19 protein-coding genes are annotated in these 15,388 nt (G+C 66.4%); 16 read left to right on the top strand and 3 right to left on the bottom strand.

All coding sequences use genetic code 11. From position 1 onward, the window contains the following. Positions 1-93: 93 nt before the first annotated feature. A complete protein-coding gene (locus tag JJL56_RS12570) occupies positions 94-606 on the bottom strand; it encodes a YciE/YciF ferroxidase family protein (RefSeq protein ID WP_145625942.1) in 513 nt (170 codons plus the stop codon). A gap of 128 nt (positions 607-734) precedes the next feature. On the opposite strand from JJL56_RS12570, the gene JJL56_RS12565 reads away from it, so the two are divergent. After that, positions 735-977 (top strand): DUF6898 family protein, encoded by a 243-nt coding sequence (locus JJL56_RS12565; RefSeq protein WP_200485302.1) that lies wholly within the window; start codon positions 735-737, stop codon positions 975-977. A gap of 326 nt (positions 978-1,303) precedes the next feature. Beyond that, positions 1,304-1,615 carry a hypothetical protein gene (locus JJL56_RS12560; protein WP_200485301.1) on the top strand — a complete coding sequence of 104 codons (312 nt, stop codon included), beginning with the start codon at positions 1,304-1,306 and terminating at the stop codon, positions 1,613-1,615. Between the two features lie 145 nt (positions 1,616-1,760). On the opposite strand, the gene JJL56_RS12555 is transcribed toward JJL56_RS12560, so the two are convergent. Further along, positions 1,761-2,204 carry a Ros/MucR family transcriptional regulator gene (locus JJL56_RS12555; protein WP_014240726.1) on the bottom strand — a complete coding sequence of 148 codons (444 nt, stop codon included), beginning with the start codon at positions 2,202-2,204 and terminating at the stop codon, positions 1,761-1,763. Positions 2,205-2,740: 536 nt separating this feature from the next. Here JJL56_RS12555 and rpiB point away from each other — a divergent pair. From rpiB to JJL56_RS12500, 11 genes are all read left to right on the top strand, one after another. After that, positions 2,741-3,172 carry a ribose 5-phosphate isomerase B gene (gene rpiB / locus JJL56_RS12550; protein ID WP_145625940.1) on the top strand — a complete coding sequence of 144 codons (432 nt, stop codon included), beginning with the start codon at positions 2,741-2,743 and terminating at the stop codon, positions 3,170-3,172. A gap of 54 nt (positions 3,173-3,226) precedes the next feature. Continuing rightward, positions 3,227-4,537, top strand: a complete 1,311-nt coding sequence (gene glyA, locus JJL56_RS12545; protein ID WP_200485300.1) for a serine hydroxymethyltransferase — start codon at positions 3,227-3,229, stop codon at positions 4,535-4,537. Between the two features lie 32 nt (positions 4,538-4,569). Next, positions 4,570-5,034 (top strand): transcriptional regulator NrdR, encoded by a 465-nt coding sequence (nrdR, locus tag JJL56_RS12540; protein WP_014240731.1) that lies wholly within the window; start codon positions 4,570-4,572, stop codon positions 5,032-5,034. 156 nt (positions 5,035-5,190) lie between these two features. Next, positions 5,191-6,309, top strand: a complete 1,119-nt coding sequence (gene ribD, locus JJL56_RS12535; RefSeq protein ID WP_200485299.1) for a bifunctional diaminohydroxyphosphoribosylaminopyrimidine deaminase/5-amino-6-(5-phosphoribosylamino)uracil reductase RibD — start codon at positions 5,191-5,193, stop codon at positions 6,307-6,309. Between the two features lie 113 nt (positions 6,310-6,422). After that, positions 6,423-7,010, top strand: coding sequence for a riboflavin synthase (locus tag JJL56_RS12530; RefSeq protein WP_145625937.1), 588 nt, complete (start codon positions 6,423-6,425; stop codon positions 7,008-7,010). Continuing rightward, positions 7,007-8,131 (top strand): 3,4-dihydroxy-2-butanone-4-phosphate synthase, encoded by a 1,125-nt coding sequence (gene ribB, locus JJL56_RS12525; RefSeq protein ID WP_145625936.1) that lies wholly within the window; start codon positions 7,007-7,009, stop codon positions 8,129-8,131. Before JJL56_RS12530 ends, ribB begins: the two co-directional genes overlap by 4 nt. A 21-nt stretch (positions 8,132-8,152) precedes the next feature. Further along, complete coding sequence (locus JJL56_RS12520) at positions 8,153-8,617, top strand: 6,7-dimethyl-8-ribityllumazine synthase (protein WP_145625935.1); 465 nt, start codon at positions 8,153-8,155, stop codon at positions 8,615-8,617. 33 nt (positions 8,618-8,650) lie between these two features. Further along, positions 8,651-9,223 carry a transcription antitermination factor NusB gene (gene nusB / locus JJL56_RS12515; RefSeq protein WP_200485298.1) on the top strand — a complete coding sequence of 191 codons (573 nt, stop codon included), beginning with the start codon at positions 8,651-8,653 and terminating at the stop codon, positions 9,221-9,223. After that, entirely contained in the window at positions 9,201-10,220 is a 1,020-nt protein-coding gene (thiL, locus tag JJL56_RS12510) for a thiamine-phosphate kinase (RefSeq protein ID WP_145625933.1), read from the top strand. The genes nusB and thiL overlap by 23 nt, the downstream gene beginning before the upstream one ends. 83 nt (positions 10,221-10,303) lie before the next feature. Then, the gene (locus JJL56_RS12505) at positions 10,304-10,768 is read left to right on the top strand and encodes a hypothetical protein (RefSeq protein ID WP_145625932.1); all 465 of its coding nucleotides are present in this window, start codon (positions 10,304-10,306) and stop codon (positions 10,766-10,768) included. A gap of 205 nt (positions 10,769-10,973) precedes the next feature. Then, entirely contained in the window at positions 10,974-13,076 is a 2,103-nt protein-coding gene (locus JJL56_RS12500; RefSeq protein WP_145625931.1) for a sodium-translocating pyrophosphatase, read from the top strand. 85 nt (positions 13,077-13,161) lie between these two features. Here the strand turns inward: JJL56_RS12500 and JJL56_RS12495 are convergent, their stop codons facing one another. Then, complete coding sequence (locus tag JJL56_RS12495; protein WP_145625930.1) at positions 13,162-13,629, bottom strand: outer membrane protein assembly factor BamE; 468 nt, start codon at positions 13,627-13,629, stop codon at positions 13,162-13,164. 129 nt (positions 13,630-13,758) lie between these two features. On the opposite strand from JJL56_RS12495, the gene JJL56_RS12490 reads away from it, so the two are divergent. The 3 genes from JJL56_RS12490 (at position 13,759) to rpmF (ending at position 15,354) form a co-directional block, all read left to right on the top strand. Next, positions 13,759-14,322, top strand: a complete 564-nt coding sequence (locus JJL56_RS12490) for a ubiquinol-cytochrome C chaperone family protein (RefSeq protein ID WP_145625929.1) — start codon at positions 13,759-13,761, stop codon at positions 14,320-14,322. Positions 14,323-14,454: 132 nt separating this feature from the next. Continuing rightward, complete coding sequence (locus tag JJL56_RS12485) at positions 14,455-15,063, top strand: YceD family protein (RefSeq protein ID WP_200485297.1); 609 nt, start codon at positions 14,455-14,457, stop codon at positions 15,061-15,063. Positions 15,064-15,168: 105 nt separating this feature from the next. Further along, positions 15,169-15,354, top strand: a complete 186-nt coding sequence (rpmF, locus tag JJL56_RS12480) for a 50S ribosomal protein L32 (protein WP_014240744.1) — start codon at positions 15,169-15,171, stop codon at positions 15,352-15,354. The last annotated feature ends 34 nt before the right edge of the window (positions 15,355-15,388 follow it).

The following is a 15,388-nucleotide window of genomic DNA, read 5'->3' as shown; positions in this document are numbered from 1 at the left end:
GATTGGATGGCCCCGATAGTAGGGGGTCACCCTTCGATCTTCAATGGCGCCCTCTGTAACAAGAGATTCGGCTTATGACATGGCGTGCCGTCGTCAGGCCGCCTTCTGCCCGCTGGCCTGGATCGCTTTTTTGTTCACGTCGTTGATTGCCAGGATGTTCAGCTTCTTGTCGGTTTCCTTCTCTTCGTTCAGAGTCTGCTCCAACAGTTCCGCCACCTTGGTGAGGCCGCAGGCGGTGGCGTAGGCGTGGACGGTGCCGTAGCTGGCGATTTCGTAATGCTCCACCTTCTGGGCGGCGGCGATCAGGGCGGCGTCCTGCACTTCCGGGGCGAGGCCCATTTCCATGATCTCGCGGGCCTCGCTGATCAGCCCCTCCATCGCGTCGCAATGCTTGCCGCGGGTGCGGGTGTCCAACTCCTCGAAGACTTGCTCAAGCCGTTCGATCTGGCCGCGGGTTTCCTCCAGGTGGGACTCGAAGGCCGCGCGGAGCTTCTCGGAATGCGCCGCCTTGGCCAGCTTCGGCAACGCCTTGGTGAGCTGCTTCTCGGCGTGGTAGATGTCGCGGAGTTCTTCGATCAGCAGATCCTGCATGGTCTTGGCAGCCATGGTGCCGGTACTCCCTTGCTGTGTGCGTCGTCCGCCAACAACAGGACGTGGCAGACGGGGTTCCGGGACGGTTGCGCTGTGCTAAGGTGGTAACGGGACCGGTGAAGGCCGGCGATGGAGAAAATGCGATGGTGGGCAATCGGGCGCCTGGAAAAGGCCAGGCCGCTGGAAACGGCACGGGAAGCGGTTTCGGCGAGGTGCTGTTCGAGTTCCAGCGGGTCGGCAGCTATCTGAAGGTGATGGCCATCGATCCCGTCACCGCGACGGAGGTGTCGGTCGTCGGACCGGCCACCGGCAGCCTGGAACTGCTGAAACGGACCGCGATCAGCAAGCTCCAGTTCGTCATGAAGCGCGACGCGGCCAAACGCTGATCGGATTCTGCGAACACAGACGCCAAGAAGCGCGCCCTCCCGGCGGGGCGGGGGGCGCGGCTAGTCTTGGCTTCTGCTGATGGTGAGCACTGACATCCCGGTGCCGGACCTGCGGAACCGGTCCGGGGGTGAACTGCTCAATTCCGACTCTAGACCTATGCCGCGCCGTGGGCACTGGTGCATCGGATGTAACGCCTGTAGAAACCGTTCCACGAACGAACGGACCGCCGTGCTTTCCGGACATTGTTTTCCAAGTGCGGCGGTCCTGACCGAATGCGGAGGGAGACGAGCGCATGCGTTGCGTGACGGTCTTGCGGAGAATGCCCGTGCTGTTGAGAGAGACCCTGAAACCGGCGGCCACGCTGCTGGTGCTGGCCGTGGCGCTGCAAAGCCCGGCGGCGCGGTCGGAAACCACCATCATCTGCACGAAGCCCGGCGTTCCGCTCTGCATGGGCGACACCACCACCTTTGTCAGCGCGGACAAGATGGCCGCCTGTCAGTTCGAGGTGAAGGAGTATGTGGACAAGACCATGGATTACCTGCGCTGCCTGAACGAGGAGAACACCAGCACAGGGCAGGAACTGACCCGCAATGTGGAACGATTCAACTGCCGACTGTCTGGCCGCAACTGTGGGTGATGGGCGGCGGGGGCGGGTTCGGCAAATCCCGTCCGCGTCACGGTCCGACTGATTCAGGGCCGATATAAGGCATGAGGGCGAAACGACACAGGGCCGGCTTCCCTCGCGGGAGGCCGGCCCTGTTCATTCAGGACGGTGCTGGCTCTCAGCCGGCCTTGCGGCGGGTCTGGCGGCCGGAGCTGCGGCCGAGGCCGATCCGCTTCGCGAACTCGGAACGCTGCGCAGCGTAGTTCGGCGCGACCATCGGGTAATCGGGCGGCAGGCTCCAGCGCGCCCGGTACTCGTCCGGCGACATATTGTAGGTGGAGCGCAGATGGCGCTTCAGCATCTTCAGCTTTTTGCCATCCTCCAGGCACACGATGTATTCGGGCGTCACCGACTTGCGGATCGGCACGGCGGGCTTCAAAGGCTCCGACGGAATTTCTCGGGGCTGCGTGTTCAGCCCGGTCAGCGACGAGTAGACCGTGTTGATCACCTCGGGAATCTGCTGCGCCGGCAAAACGTTCTTGCTGACATATGCGGAGACGATGTCCGCGGTCATCCGCAGAAGCTCGTTATCGGGCACATCGGCGCGAAGCTGGTCACTCATTGCCATTAGTCCTGATTTTTCATTTTGTCCCTAGCAACCAAGTTGCACAGCGTGATTTGGGTGTCAATATAATTTCGAGAGGAGCGAATTAAGTTATTTGAAAACTGCATGAAGTTACAAGGCGCGGCAAATCAGATGTCGCAGGAAATGGCCGGGCTGCGGCTGCACTGCCCCACGTTTAGGCATCGTCTAGTGCGGGGAAGCTAGGCAAGACCATGGGAATCGGGCACCGCAACTGACCGATTCGTGGTGCGAGACCGAATCGGTCGATCTGCTTACTGGCCGTTAACGTCAACGGGGGCGGGAAATAGAGAAACATTTGTTCTCGGCATGCATCGCGGATCGGCTCCCCTTCGCCGCGCCCACACCCGCCATCCGCTCTTTTGCGGTTCTGTGCCCAACGCAAAGCCCCTGTGCGTTGTGTCCTTCTGGCAGTTGGGAGCGATATCTGGTAGCTTGCGCGCCGTGCCGCCGTCCTCGCCGGGTGTTTCCCCCGGGGCGGCGCCATTTGTATTCGTGCATGGAGTTTTTCTTTCATGACCACCATCGCGATCGCGTCCGATCACGCGGGCTACGAGATGAAGGCCCAGATCGCCTCCTGGCTGGCCGGCAACGGCTACGAGGTGCTGGATCTCGGCTGCAACGGTCCGGAATCGGTGGACTATCCGGATTTCGCCACGGCGCTGGCCGGTGCCATCAACGACAAGCGCGCGGCGCGCGGCGTCTTGATCTGCGGCAGCGGCATCGGTATCAGCATCGCGGCGAACCGCCATCCGGGCGTCCGTGCGGCCCTGGTGCATGACGTGACGACCGCCCGCCTCGCGCGCCAGCACAACGACGCGAACGTGGTGGCGCTCGGCGCGCGCATCATCGGCGCGGAGATCGCGAAGGACTGCGTGGACGCCTTCCTGACGACCGATTTCGAAGGCGGTGAGCGGCACAGCCGGCGAATCGCCAAGATGGGATGAGACGGCCCTTCATCCGGCCCGTGACTGCTTTCTGAACCAAGGACCTGCCCTGCCATGACCGTGACCAACGCCGACCCCCGCGCCGAGATCGGCCGCTTCTTCGCCGCCTCGCTCGCCGAGACCGATCCCGAACTGGCCCGCGCGGTGCGCGACGAGCTGGTCCGCCAGCAGGAGCAGATCGAGCTGATCGCGTCCGAAAACATCGTCTCCCAGGCGGTGCTGGAGGCCCAGGGCTCGGTCATGACCAACAAGTACGCCGAAGGCTATCCGGGCCGGCGCTACTATGGCGGTTGCGAGTATGTGGATGTCGCCGAGACGCTGGCGATCGAGCGCGCCTGCAAGCTGTTCGGCTGCGGTTTCGCCAACGTCCAGCCGAACTCCGGGTCGCAGGCCAACCAGGCGGTCAATCTCGCCCTGCTCCAGCCGGGCGACACCATCCTCGGCATGTCACTGGCGGCCGGCGGCCACCTGACCCACGGCGCCGCCCCGAACCTGTCGGGCAAGTGGTTCAAGGCCGTGCAGTACGGCGTGCGCCGCGACGACCACCTGATCGACTTCGACGAGGTCGAGCGTCTGGCCCGCGAGCACAAGCCGAAGCTGATCATCGCCGGCGGTTCGGCCTACCCGCGCGTCCTCGACTATCAGCGCTTCCGCGCCATCGCGGACGAGGTCGGCGCCTACTTCATGGTGGACATCGCCCACTATGCCGGCCTGATCGCCGGCGGCGTCTACCCGAACCCGTTCCCCTACGCCGACGTGGTCACCACCACCACCCACAAGACGCTGCGCGGCCCGCGCGGCGGCATGGTGCTGACCAACAACGAGGAGATCGCCAAGAAGATCAACTCGGCGGTCTTCCCCGGCCTGCAGGGCGGCCCGCTGATGCACGTCATCGCCGCCAAGGCGGTGTCCTTCGCCGAGGCGCTGCGTCCGGAGTTCAAGGCCTACGCCAAGAGCGTCCTGGACAACGCCCGCGCCCTGTCGAAGGTGCTGATCGAGGGCGGCTTGGACATCGTGTCCGGCGGCACCGACAGCCACATCGTGCTGGTGGACCTGCGCCCGAAGAACCTGACCGGCAAGGCCGCCGAGGCGAGCCTGGAGCACGCCGGCATGACCTGCAACAAGAACGGCGTGCCGTTCGACCCGCAGAAGCCGATGATCACCTCCGGCGTCCGTCTGGGCAGCCCGGCGGCCACCACCCGCGGCTTCGGCGTGGCCGAGTTCGAGCAGGTCGGCCGCCTGATCGTCGAGACGCTGGACGGTCTGGCCGCCAGCAACTCCGGCGACAACGCGGCGGTCGAGGCGAAAGTGCGGGAGGAGGTGCGCGAGCTGTGCCGCCGCTTCCCCATCTACCCGACCCTGTAATCATCAAGACCGACTAAGGGGAAAGGCCGGACATGCGCTGCCCGTTCTGCGGACACGAGGACACCCAGGTCAAGGACTCGCGACCGACCGAGGACAACTCGGCGATCCGCAGGCGGCGGTTCTGCCCCAGTTGCAGCGCGCGCTTCACCACTTTCGAGCGCGTTCAGCTCCGTGAGCTGACCGTGGTGAAGAGCACCGGCCAGCGGGAGCCTTTCGACCGCGAAAAGCTCCTGCGCTCCATGCGCATCGCCCTGCGCAAGCGCCCGATCGACGCCGACCGCATCGACCGGGTGGTGAACAGCCTGGTGCGCCAGCTCGAATCCTCCGGCGAGAGCGAGATCCCGTCGAAGCAGATCGGCGAGATGATCATGGTGGCGCTCCAGACGCTCGATCAGGTCGCCTACATCCGCTACGCCTCGGTCTACAAGGACTTCCGCGAGGCGTCGGACTTCAACGAGTTCGTCGAGCAACTCGCTCCCGAAGCCCAGAACGGGTGAGCATCCGGCGCTTCTTCATCTCCCTCTCTCCTCTGGGGTGAGGATCGGGGTGAGGGGGATGCGCTTTTGCCGGACGTTCCGATATTGCCGGACCCCCTCACCCTAACCTCTCCCCAGAGGGGAGAGGGGATGTGACCATGGGGAGGAGGCGCGTCCATGGCGAACCAGCCCACCCATCCCGACGACCTCCGCCACATGCGGGCCGCCCTGGCTCTGGCGGCGCGCGGGCTCGGCAACACATGGCCGAACCCGGCGGTGGGCTGCGTCATCGTGCGCGACGGTGTGGTGGTCGGGCGCGGCTGGACCCAGCCGGGCGGTCGGCCCCACGCCGAGACGGAGGCCCTGGCCCGCGCCGGTGGTGATGCGCGCGGTGCTACCGCCTATGTGACGCTGGAGCCCTGCAATCATTACGGGAAAACGCCGCCCTGCGCTCTGGCTTTGATCGAAGCCGGGGTGGCGCGGGTGGTGGTGGCCTGCGGCGACCCTGACCCTCGGGTGGCCGGCGGCGGGTTGGAGCGCCTGCGCGCCGCGGGGATCGCCGTCGACACCGGAGTCTGCGAGGACGAGGCCTGGACGCTCAACGAGGGCTTCTTCCGGCGCATCCAGGACAACCGCCCGCTCTACACGCTGAAGGCCGCCACGACGCTGGACGGGCGCATCGCCACCCACACCGGCCAGTCGCAATGGATCACCGGGCCGACGGCGCGGGCCTGGGGACATCGGCTGCGTGCCACCCACGACGCGATCATGGTCGGCATCCGCACCGCTCTGGCCGACGACCCGGAACTCACCTGCCGCCTGCCGGGGCTGGTCCATCGTTCGCCCGTGCGCGTCGTGGTGGACAGCCGGCTGCGCCTGCCGCTGACCGGGAAGCTGGTTGCCGGGGCGAAGGCCGTGCCAACCTGGGTCGTCACGCGGGAGGATGCGGACCCCGCCCGTCTGGCCGTCTTCCAGGATTGCGGAGTCGAGGTAATCCGCGTGCCCGCCGACGCCGCAGGCCTGCCGGATCTGGTCGAGGCGGGCGCCGCGCTGGCCAACCGCGGCCTGACCCGCGTGCTGGTGGAGGGCGGGGCCACGCTGGCGGCCTCGTTGCTGCGCGCCAATCTGGTGGACCGGCTGGAATGGTTCCGCGCCGCCTCCGTCATGGGCGGCGACGGGCTGCCGGCGGTCCACGCCTTCGGGGTGGATGGTTTGGAGCGTATGGCGCTGTTCCGTCGGACCGACCTGCGGCAGGCTGGGGAAGACCTCGTGGAAAGCTACGTCCGCCGCGGTTGAGCGGTGCGCGATTCCGCGCCGTCCGGCACCGTGCCCGGCGCAACAGTCCGTTGCGTGCCGCGCCGTGCGGATGAATCTTTCACACGATTGAAAACCTGCTAAATTGCCGGCCCATGTTCACCGGAATCATCACCGATGTTGGGCGCGTTCGGGCCGTGGAACGGCAGGGCGACACCCGGTTCACCGTCGAGACCGTCTTCGCTATGGAGACGGTTCCCATCGGCGCGTCCATCGCCAACAACGGCGTCTGTCTGACCGTGGTCGAGAAGGGGCCGGGCTGGTTCGCCGTCCAGGCGTCCGCCGAGACCCTGTCGAAGACGACGCTGGGAGGCTGGAGCGAGGGCACACGCATCAATCTGGAGCGCGCGCTCAAGGTCGGCGATGAGCTGGGCGGGCACATCGTGTCCGGCCATGTCGACGGCGTCGCCACCGTCGTCGAGGTCCGCGCCGACGGCGAGTCGAAGCGCTTCACCTTCGAGGCGCCGGCCGCCCTGGCGAAATACATCGCCCCGAAGGGGTCGGTGGCGCTGGACGGCGTGTCGCTGACGGTGAACGAGGTCGATGGTGCGCGCTTCGGTGTGAACATCATCCCGCACACCCAGGATGCGACCACCTTCGGCGCGCTGAAGGCCGGGGACCGGGTGAACCTGGAAATCGATATGCTCGCGCGGTATGTGGCGCGGCTGGCAGGGCAGGAATGACGTCCGAGTTTCACGAGTATCTGTCGCGCCCCGAGGAGATCCTCGAGGAGGCGCGCCAGGGCAAGATGTTCATCCTCGTCGATGACGAGGACCGCGAGAACGAGGGCGATCTGGTCATCCCGGCCCAGTGCGCGACTCCCGAGGCCGTGAACTTCATGGCCAAGTACGGGCGCGGCCTGATCTGCCTCGCCATGGACCAGAACCACATCGAGCGGCTGCGCCTGCCGCTGATGGCGCAGCAGAACGGCACCCGCCACCAGACCGCCTTCACCGTCTCCATCGAGGCGCGCGAGGGTGTGACCACCGGCATCTCCGCCGCCGACCGGGCCCGCACCATCCAGGTCGCCATCGATCCGACGGCCGGGCCGGACGCCATCGTGACGCCGGGCCACGTCTTCCCGCTGCTCGCCCGCGATGGCGGCGTGCTGGTCCGCGCCGGCCACACGGAAGCCTCGGTGGACATCGCCCGCATGGCCGGGATGACCGCGGCGGGCGTGATCTGCGAGATCATGAACGACGACGGCACCATGGCCCGCCTGCCGGATCTGGTGAAGTTCGCGCAGTTCCACGGGCTGAAGGTGGGCACCATCGCCGACCTGATCGCCTACCGCCGCCGCACCGAGACGATCGTCGAGCAGAAGCTGGCGGCGACGCTGGACAGCCGCTTCGGCGGGCGTTTCCAGATGTACGTCTACGTGAACAAGGTGGCCTACGCGGAGCACATCGCGCTGGTGCGCGGCGACATCTCCGGCGACGAGCCGGTGCTGGTGCGCATGCACGCCCTCTCGGTGCTGGACGACGTGCTGGGCGACAGGAGCGCCTCGCGCGACGGCGAGCTACAGGCCTCCATGGAGATGATCGCGCGGGAAGGCCGCGGCGTCATCGTCCTGCTGCGCGAGCCGATGGCGAACAGCCTCACGGAATCGGTTAAAGCGCGGCTGGAAGGCCACGAGAACCCGACTCCCGCCCTGCGGGATTATGGCGTGGGCGCGCAGATCCTGCTGGACCTGGGCGTGCGCGACATGGTTCTGCTGTCGAACCGCAAGAAGTCCATCATCGGGCTGGAGGGGTACGGCCTGACCGTGCTCGGCCACCGTCCGATTCCCCTGCAAGACCAGTAACCGCCAGCCGAGCGACCAGAGATGACCGAAAAGCCCCATCTGATGATCGTGGAAGCCCGCTTCTACGAGGACATCGCCGACGAGCTGGTGAAAGGCGCCATTGCCGAGATCGAGAAGGAGGGCGCCACCTACCAGCGCGTCTCGGTCCCGGGGTGCCTGGAGATTCCGGCGGCGATCCTGTACGCCCTGCGTTCCATGGACTTCTTCACGGCGCGCCGGCGCTTCGACGGCTATGTCGGGCTGGGCTGCGTGATCCGCGGCGAGACCACCCATTACGACATCGTCTGCAACGAGAGCGCCCGCGGTCTTCAGGACCTCGCGCTGCGCTACGCGCTGGCCATCGGCAACGGCGTGCTGACGGTGGAGAACCGCGAGCAGGCCTGGGCGCGGGCCTCCGTGACGGCCAAGAACAAGGGCGGTTTCGCGGCGCGCGCCTGCCTTGACATGATCGAACTCAAGCGCCAATTCCGCCTCTATCCGCGGTGACCCCGCGGTGCAATTCCTGACTGTAAGAGCATCATGAGCAACGACGACGCGGCTGGCCGCGCGAAACAGAAGCGCAGCTCCCGGAACCGGACGGGTGGCGGATCGGCCAAGGCTCGGCGCAAGGCCGCGCGCCTTGCCGCCGTTCAGGCCCTGTACCAGATCGACCTGAACCAGATCGAACCGACCGGCATCGCCGTGGAATCCGTGATCGGGGAATTCATCAACCACCGGCTGGGCGAGGAGATCGATGGGGCGAAGTTCGTCTCCGCCGACCCGCAGCTGTTCGCCGACATCGTCCGCGGCGCCGCGCACCGCCGGGCGGAGGTTGACGGCATGCTGACCTCCGCGCTGGAGCCGCGCTACGCGCTGGACCGCCTGGAATTGCTGATGCGCGCCATCCTGCGGGCCGGTGCCTATGAGCTGTTCGTCCACAACGACACGCACCCGCGCATCCTCATCAGCGAATATGTGGATGTGGCGCACGCCTTCTTCGCGGCGCGCGAGCCGGGCATGGTGAACGGCGTGCTCGACCATGTGGCCCGTGCGCTGCGGCCGGACGAACTGGCCCAGCCGGACCCCAGCCGTGACTCATCCAGCGACCGGTAGGAGTTCATCCGGCAAGCCGCTCGGCGAGTTCGGGCGGATCGACCGTTATTTCAGACCGCTGGCGTCCGGTTTTCCGGGCGCCCGCGGGCTTGCCGACGACGCCGCCGTGTTCGGCGTTCCGCCGGACCAGGAACTGGTCGTCACCACGGACGCCATGGTCGCCGGCGTCCATTTCTTTCCCGACGACGCGCCCGGCGACATCGCCGCGAAGCTGCTGCGCACAAATCTGTCGGACCTCGCCGCCATGGGGGCGGCTCCCTACGCCTACACGCTGGTCACCGCCCTGCCGAAGACGGTGGGCGAGGATTGGCTGGCCGGCTTCGCCGCCGGTCTGGGCGAGGACCAGGCCCGTTTCGGCATTGCCCTGGCGGGTGGCGACTCGGTCTCGACCGCCGGCCCCATCACCCTGTCGGTGACCGCCTTCGGGCTGGTGCCGAAGGGCGGGGCGGTGCCGCGCTGGGGCGGGCGGCCCGGCGATCGCGTCTACGTCACCGGCACCATCGGCGACGCGGCGCTCGGCCTGCGGATCGCCTACGGAACGCTGGAGGTGGCCGACGACTCGGCGCGCGCCGAGCTGCTGGGGCGTCTGCGGCGGCCCGATCCGCGGACCACGCTGGGGCCGCGTCTGGTCGGGCTGGCGACCGGTTGCCTGGACGTCTCCGACGGTCTGGTCGCCGATTTGGGCCATCTGTGCGAGGAATCGGGCTGCGCCGCGCTTCTGGAGTCGGGCCGCGTGCCCCTGTCGGGTGCCGCAAGGTCGGTGATCGGCGACGATCCCGTACGCTTCGCCATGGCTCTGACCGGCGGCGACGACTACGAGTTGCTCTTCACCGCCGCGGAGGACGCCGCGCCGGCGCTCGCCGCCCTGTCGGCGGAGACCGGCGTCCCGGTGACGGCCATCGGGCATCTCGTGGAGGGGGCGGCGGGAGACGTCACGGTGACCGATCCGCAAGGGCGGGTTCTCGACCTGCCGACTCGCGGCTGGGACCATTTCTGAGAGCATCCTGGTCGCGCGACTCCGCTTAACGCAATCGAAAGCAGGGCGGCGCTAGGCTCGATCCGTACCGTTTCCGGGAAAGGATGGGCGTGATCAAGGCCGTCATATTGCTGGTTTTGGGCCTGCTGCTGCTGGGTGGCGCGGGCTTCGGCGGCTGGATGATCTACAACAAGTATTTCGTCGAGCATGAGGAGTCGGCCCCCAAGAAGGAGGAGCCGCCGCCCAAGCCGCCCACCGGCTTCGTTCGCATGGCTCCCTTCGTGGTTCCGGCCATCGGCACGCAGAAGGTCGAGCAGTTCGTGACCGTGGTCGTCACGCTGGAGGTCGTTCTCGACAAGGTTCCCTATGTCCAAGCCCGCCAGCCACTCGTCTACGACCGCTGCCTGTCGGCCCTCTACGCAGCCGTGGACGACCGGTCGGTGATGACGGGAAACTTGGTCAATATCATTGCCGTAAAAGAAAAACTCTCCGCCGCCGCCGCGAAAGTCGTGGGGGAGGGCGTGGTGCAAAATGTTCTTGTTCAGGTGGTTACACAGCGCAATTTGTAACCGTTCTGAAAAAAGCCCATCCGAAAGTCAGGAGCGCCTCGGCCAAATCGCCGCGCCTACTCGCGCGTGGCGGCTGTTGCATTGTGCCAATCTCTTCGGCATCCTTTTCCAGAACAATTCGCCCGTCATCCACCTTCGTTTGCACGGGTCGTTTTCACGACAAGGCGGTAATCGGGCCCGAAACCATAAGAATTTGGGGGAACCGATGGCAGCAGCGTTCGTCATCATCATCGCCAGCGGCCTGTTGGCCCTGGCGTATGGGTATTACGCGGGCAAGCAAGTCATGGCGGCCTCCGCCGGTTCCGACCGCATGCAGGAGATCGCTGCGGCCGTGCAGGAGGGCGCCCGAGCCTATCTGAATCGCCAGTACACCACCATCGCCATCGCCGGCGTGGTGCTTCTTATCATCCTCGGCGCGTTCCTCGGCCTGCATGTGGCCATCGGCTTCCTGATCGGTTCGGTCCTGTCGGGGGCCGCCGGCTATATCGGGATGAACGTGTCGGTGCGGGCCAACGTGCGCACGGCCCAGGCAGCGACCCAGGGCTTGGCTCCGGCGCTGGACATCGCCTTCAAGGCGGGGGCGATCACCGGCATGCTGGTGGTCGGTCTGGGGCTGCTGGGGGTGGGTGTCTATTACGGCATCCTGACGATGATCTACCGCGTGACCGACCCGACCGAGGTCCGCGCCGTGCTGGAGGCCCTGGTCGCCCTCAGCTTCGGCGCCTCGCTGATCTCCATCTTCGCGCGGCTGGGCGGCGGCATCTTCACCAAGGGGGCCGACGTCGGCGCCGATCTGGTGGGCAAGGTCGAGGCCGGCATTCCGGAGGACGATCCCCGCAACCCCGCGGTAATCGCGGACAATGTCGGCGACAACGTCGGTGACTGCGCCGGTATGGCCGCCGACCTCTTCGAAACCTACGCCGTCACCATCGTCGCCACCATGCTGCTGGCGGCGATTTTCTTTTCGGGCGAGGTGATCCGCCTGCTGCTCGTCTACCCGCTGGTCATCGGCGCCGTCTGCATCGCCGCCTCCGTCGCCGGCACCTTCTTCGTGAAGCTGGGCAGCAACAACAACATCATGGCCGCCCTCTACAAGGGCTTGGCGGCGACCGCGGGCATCTCGCTGGTGCTGATCCTGATCGTGACCGCGATCATGTTCGGCTTCACCCGGCCGATCGCGCTGAACGGCGGCGGCTACGTCACCGGCGGCAACCTGTTCGTCTCTTCCCTGGTCGGGCTGGGCGTGACCGGCCTGCTGGTATGGATCACCGAATATTACACGTCCACCGCCTTCCGACCGGTGCGCAGCATCGCCCGCGCATCGGAGACGGGGCATGGCACCAACGTCATCCAGGGTCTGGCCGTCTCGATGGAGGCGACGGCACTTCCGGTCCTGGTCATCTGCGTCGGCATCATCATCGCCTACGGGCAGGCCGGCGTGTTTGGAATCGGCATCGCCGCAACCACGATGCTTGCGCTGGCCGGCATGGTGGTGGCTCTGGACGCCTACGGCCCGGTAACCGACAACGCGGGAGGCATCGCCGAGATGGCCGACATGCCGAAGGACGTCCGCGTGACGACCGACGCGCTGGATGCGGTCGGCAACACCACCAAGGCGGTGACCAAGGGCTACGCCATCGGTTCCGCCGGACTGGCCGCGCTGGTGCTGTTTTCCGCCTATGTGCAGGATCTGAAACACTATTTCCCGAACGTGACGGTCGAGTTCAGGCTGGACGATCCCTACGTGGTCGTCGGGCTGCTGATCGGCGGTTTGCTGCCCTATCTGTTCGGAGCGATGGGCATGACGGCGGTCGGGCGCGCCGCCGGTTCGGTGGTGGTGGAGGTGCGCCGCCAGTTCCGCGAGATCAGCGGCATCATGGAAGGCACCGCGAAGCCCGACTATGGCCGCGCCGTCGACATGCTGACCCGCGCCGCGATCAAGGAAATGATCATCCCGTCGCTGCTGCCGGTGCTGGCGCCGGTGGTCCTGTACCTTGTCATCGCCGCCATCGCCGGTCAGGCGCAGGCCTTCGCCGCGCTGGGCGCCATGCTGCTGGGCACCATCGTGACGGGGATCTTCGTCGCCATCTCCATGACCTCGGGCGGCGGCGCCTGGGACAACGCCAAGAAGTACATCGAAGAGGGGCACCACGGCGGCAAGGGCTCCGACGCGCACAAAGCGGCGGTGACCGGCGACACCGTCGGCGACCCGTACAAGGACACCGCCGGCCCGGCGGTCAACCCGATGATCAAGATCACCAACATCGTGGCGATTCTGCTGCTGGCGATTCTTGCCCAGATAGGCTGACTTAAGATCGGCCGATCCCGGATCGGCCCCAAAAGAAAAGCCCCGCGAAAGCGGGGCTTTTCGTGTCTCTGCAGACCGATTGGCGTCAGCGGCCGGGGCCGCGGTTGCGCGAATCCTTGGCGGAGAAGCGCCCGACGTTGCCGAGCATCTGTTCGAGGAAGCTCAGCTCACGACCTGCGGTGGGGGTGCTGCGATCGACGATGTCGATCTGCTGGCCGTCGGTGGCGTCGAGCTGCTTCATCTCCGTCACCACGCCCGCGTCGTCGAAATGGACGACCACGACGCGGCGCTCCATCACGCTCGGCTGGAAGAAGGCGACCTTCTCCGTCTTCTGACCGATGTAGTACCAGACATTCTGGTCGAAGGTTCCCACGGAGGTCGGCGTGCCGAGGATGTCCGCCACATCCTCCCGCCGCGACTGGCCGGCCTTGATCTCGGCGATGCGGTCGGGGTCCGCCATGTTGCCGCGGGTCGCCACGGTGGGCGAGCACGCGGAGACGGCGAAACCCAGAAAGGCGAAGGCGCACAGCGCCGAAGGAATCGATCTCGTCATGGTGCTCAGGCTATGATGGCGCGGGCGGACCGCCGGACCCTTGCGGCAGGCCGGACTCCGCCCGCAATGCCGGGACAATCGCATCGCGCGGTTTGTCCTGTCAACGAAACTCCGAGCGAGAGAGAAACCGTGCTTGACCGCCTGTTTCGGCGCCGGCGTGAAGCCCGCGCCGTCGCCGATTTCTATCTCACGATCGTGGCGCAGGCCCGCTTGCCGGCCTTCTACCGTGACCTTGGCGTTCCCGACACGCTGGACGGGCGCTTCGACATGGTGGTGCTTCACGTCTTCTTGGTCATGCGCCGCCTGAAGGGGCAGGGGGCCGCCGCGGCGGACCGTTCGCGTCTGCTCTTCGAAGCGATGATCGACCATTTCGAGAAGTCGCTGATGGAGGAGGGGGTGGGCGACAGCGGAGTCGGGCGGCGCATCAAGACCATGGCGCGCGGCATCGCCGGCCGGATCGAGGTCTACGACCGCGCGCTCGCCGTCAAAGACGGTGACGAGGGCGACGCGGCGTTGCAGGTCGCGCTCGACAACAATGTCTATGGCACCGCATCGGATGCGTCGCCGCAGCGGCTGGCCGTCATGGCGGCCTATGTCCGGCGCGAGGCCGCCGGGCTGGAGTCGCAGCCGCTGGAGTCGCTCATGGCCGGAGAGGTCCGCTTCGGTCCGCCGCCCGGCGCCAGGGCGGACTGATCGCGTTAATCGAGTCTCTATGTTCTCCTGGGCTTGCCAATTGGACTTGCCTTTCCCGGCGTCCGAATTCATCTGACACTGTGACGAAGGCGTCCGCTCCAGAACGGGCGCTGTGACAAGGAATTGCCTGACATGCGCAACACGCCCCCGCTCTCCGCCGGCCCCGCGCCGGAATTCTCGCGCATCGTCCGCGCCGACGCCGTCCATCGCGAGGGCGATCTGGTCGAAACCATCGAGGCGACGGAGGCCGAGCGCAAGGCGCTGGCCGAACGGTTCGAACTGGAGGGAATCGGGAGGCTGATCGCCAGGGTCCGCCTGCGCTCCGTGCGTGGCGGCCAGATGGTCCGCGTGGAGGGGGAACTGGAGGCCGACGTGGTGCAGACATGCGTCATCACGTTGGAACCGGTGCCCGCCCGGGTTGCGGAGCGGTTCGGCGCGCTGTTCGCGCCGGAGTCGATGGTTCCCAGCGAGGATGACGACATCGAGATCGACCCGAACATCGCCGAGGAGGACATTCCGGAGGCGATGACCAACGGGCGCATCGACATCGGCGAGTTGACCGCCCAGCATTTGTCCCTGGCGCTCGACCCCTATCCTCATGCAGAAGGCGTGGCGTTCGACGGTTACAGCGAAGGCGAAGAGGAGGAGGAGGTCCCGGCCCCCGCCGATGATGATGCCGGAGCCGATCCGGAGAAGCCGAACCCGTTCGCCGTTCTGGAACGTCTGAAACGACAGAATTGAGGGCGGAACGGGCTTGCCCTTCGGGGGCAATTGCCGTATTGAATGCCGCTCGCGTCAGGCGGCCCCTCTTCGGGCCGCCTTTTACAATGAAGAGAGTTTACGGCCATGGCTGTTCCGAAGAAGAAGACCTCCAAGTCGCGCCGCAACATGCGTCGCTCGCACCACGCTCTCCCGACCTCGTCCTACGCCGAGTGCTCGAACTGCGGCGAGCTGAAGCGCCCGCACCATGTCTGCGGCTCCTGCGGTCATTACGACCAGCGCGAAGTGGTTCAGAGCGCTCCGGCGGCCTGATGGCGGTTTGGTTGGCCGCCCTACGTCCTAGCCA

It is taken from the genome of Azospirillum aestuarii, assembly GCF_016632405.1.
GTDB lineage: Bacteria > Pseudomonadota > Alphaproteobacteria > Azospirillales > Azospirillaceae > Azospirillum > Azospirillum aestuarii.
Note: the sequence above shows the minus strand (reverse complement) of the source record. Positions and strands in the feature narration are given on the sequence as shown.

Excerpts from the sequence above, each read along its gene's own strand:
- JJL56_RS12570 (WP_145625942.1), bottom strand. The coding sequence starts at position 606 with ATGGCTGCCAAGACCATGCAGGATCTGCTGATCGAAGAACTCCGCGAC.
- JJL56_RS12565 (WP_200485302.1), top strand. The coding sequence starts at position 735 with ATGGTGGGCAATCGGGCGCCTGGAAAAGGCCAGGCCGCTGGAAACGGC.
- JJL56_RS12555 (WP_014240726.1), bottom strand. The coding sequence starts at position 2,204 with ATGAGTGACCAGCTTCGCGCCGATGTGCCCGATAACGAGCTTCTGCGG.
- rpiB (WP_145625940.1), top strand. The coding sequence starts at position 2,741 with ATGACCACCATCGCGATCGCGTCCGATCACGCGGGCTACGAGATGAAG.
- glyA (WP_200485300.1), top strand. The coding sequence starts at position 3,227 with ATGACCGTGACCAACGCCGACCCCCGCGCCGAGATCGGCCGCTTCTTC.
- nrdR (WP_014240731.1), top strand. The coding sequence starts at position 4,570 with ATGCGCTGCCCGTTCTGCGGACACGAGGACACCCAGGTCAAGGACTCG.
- ribD (WP_200485299.1), top strand. The coding sequence starts at position 5,191 with ATGGCGAACCAGCCCACCCATCCCGACGACCTCCGCCACATGCGGGCC.
- JJL56_RS12530 (WP_145625937.1), top strand. The coding sequence starts at position 6,423 with ATGTTCACCGGAATCATCACCGATGTTGGGCGCGTTCGGGCCGTGGAA.
- ribB (WP_145625936.1), top strand. The coding sequence starts at position 7,007 with ATGACGTCCGAGTTTCACGAGTATCTGTCGCGCCCCGAGGAGATCCTC.
- JJL56_RS12520 (WP_145625935.1), top strand. The coding sequence starts at position 8,153 with ATGACCGAAAAGCCCCATCTGATGATCGTGGAAGCCCGCTTCTACGAG.
- nusB (WP_200485298.1), top strand. The coding sequence starts at position 8,651 with ATGAGCAACGACGACGCGGCTGGCCGCGCGAAACAGAAGCGCAGCTCC.
- JJL56_RS12505 (WP_145625932.1), top strand. The coding sequence starts at position 10,304 with ATGGGCGTGATCAAGGCCGTCATATTGCTGGTTTTGGGCCTGCTGCTG.
- JJL56_RS12500 (WP_145625931.1), top strand. The coding sequence starts at position 10,974 with ATGGCAGCAGCGTTCGTCATCATCATCGCCAGCGGCCTGTTGGCCCTG.
- JJL56_RS12495 (WP_145625930.1), bottom strand. The coding sequence starts at position 13,629 with ATGACGAGATCGATTCCTTCGGCGCTGTGCGCCTTCGCCTTTCTGGGT.
- JJL56_RS12485 (WP_200485297.1), top strand. The coding sequence starts at position 14,455 with ATGCGCAACACGCCCCCGCTCTCCGCCGGCCCCGCGCCGGAATTCTCG.
- rpmF (WP_014240744.1), top strand. The coding sequence starts at position 15,169 with ATGGCTGTTCCGAAGAAGAAGACCTCCAAGTCGCGCCGCAACATGCGT.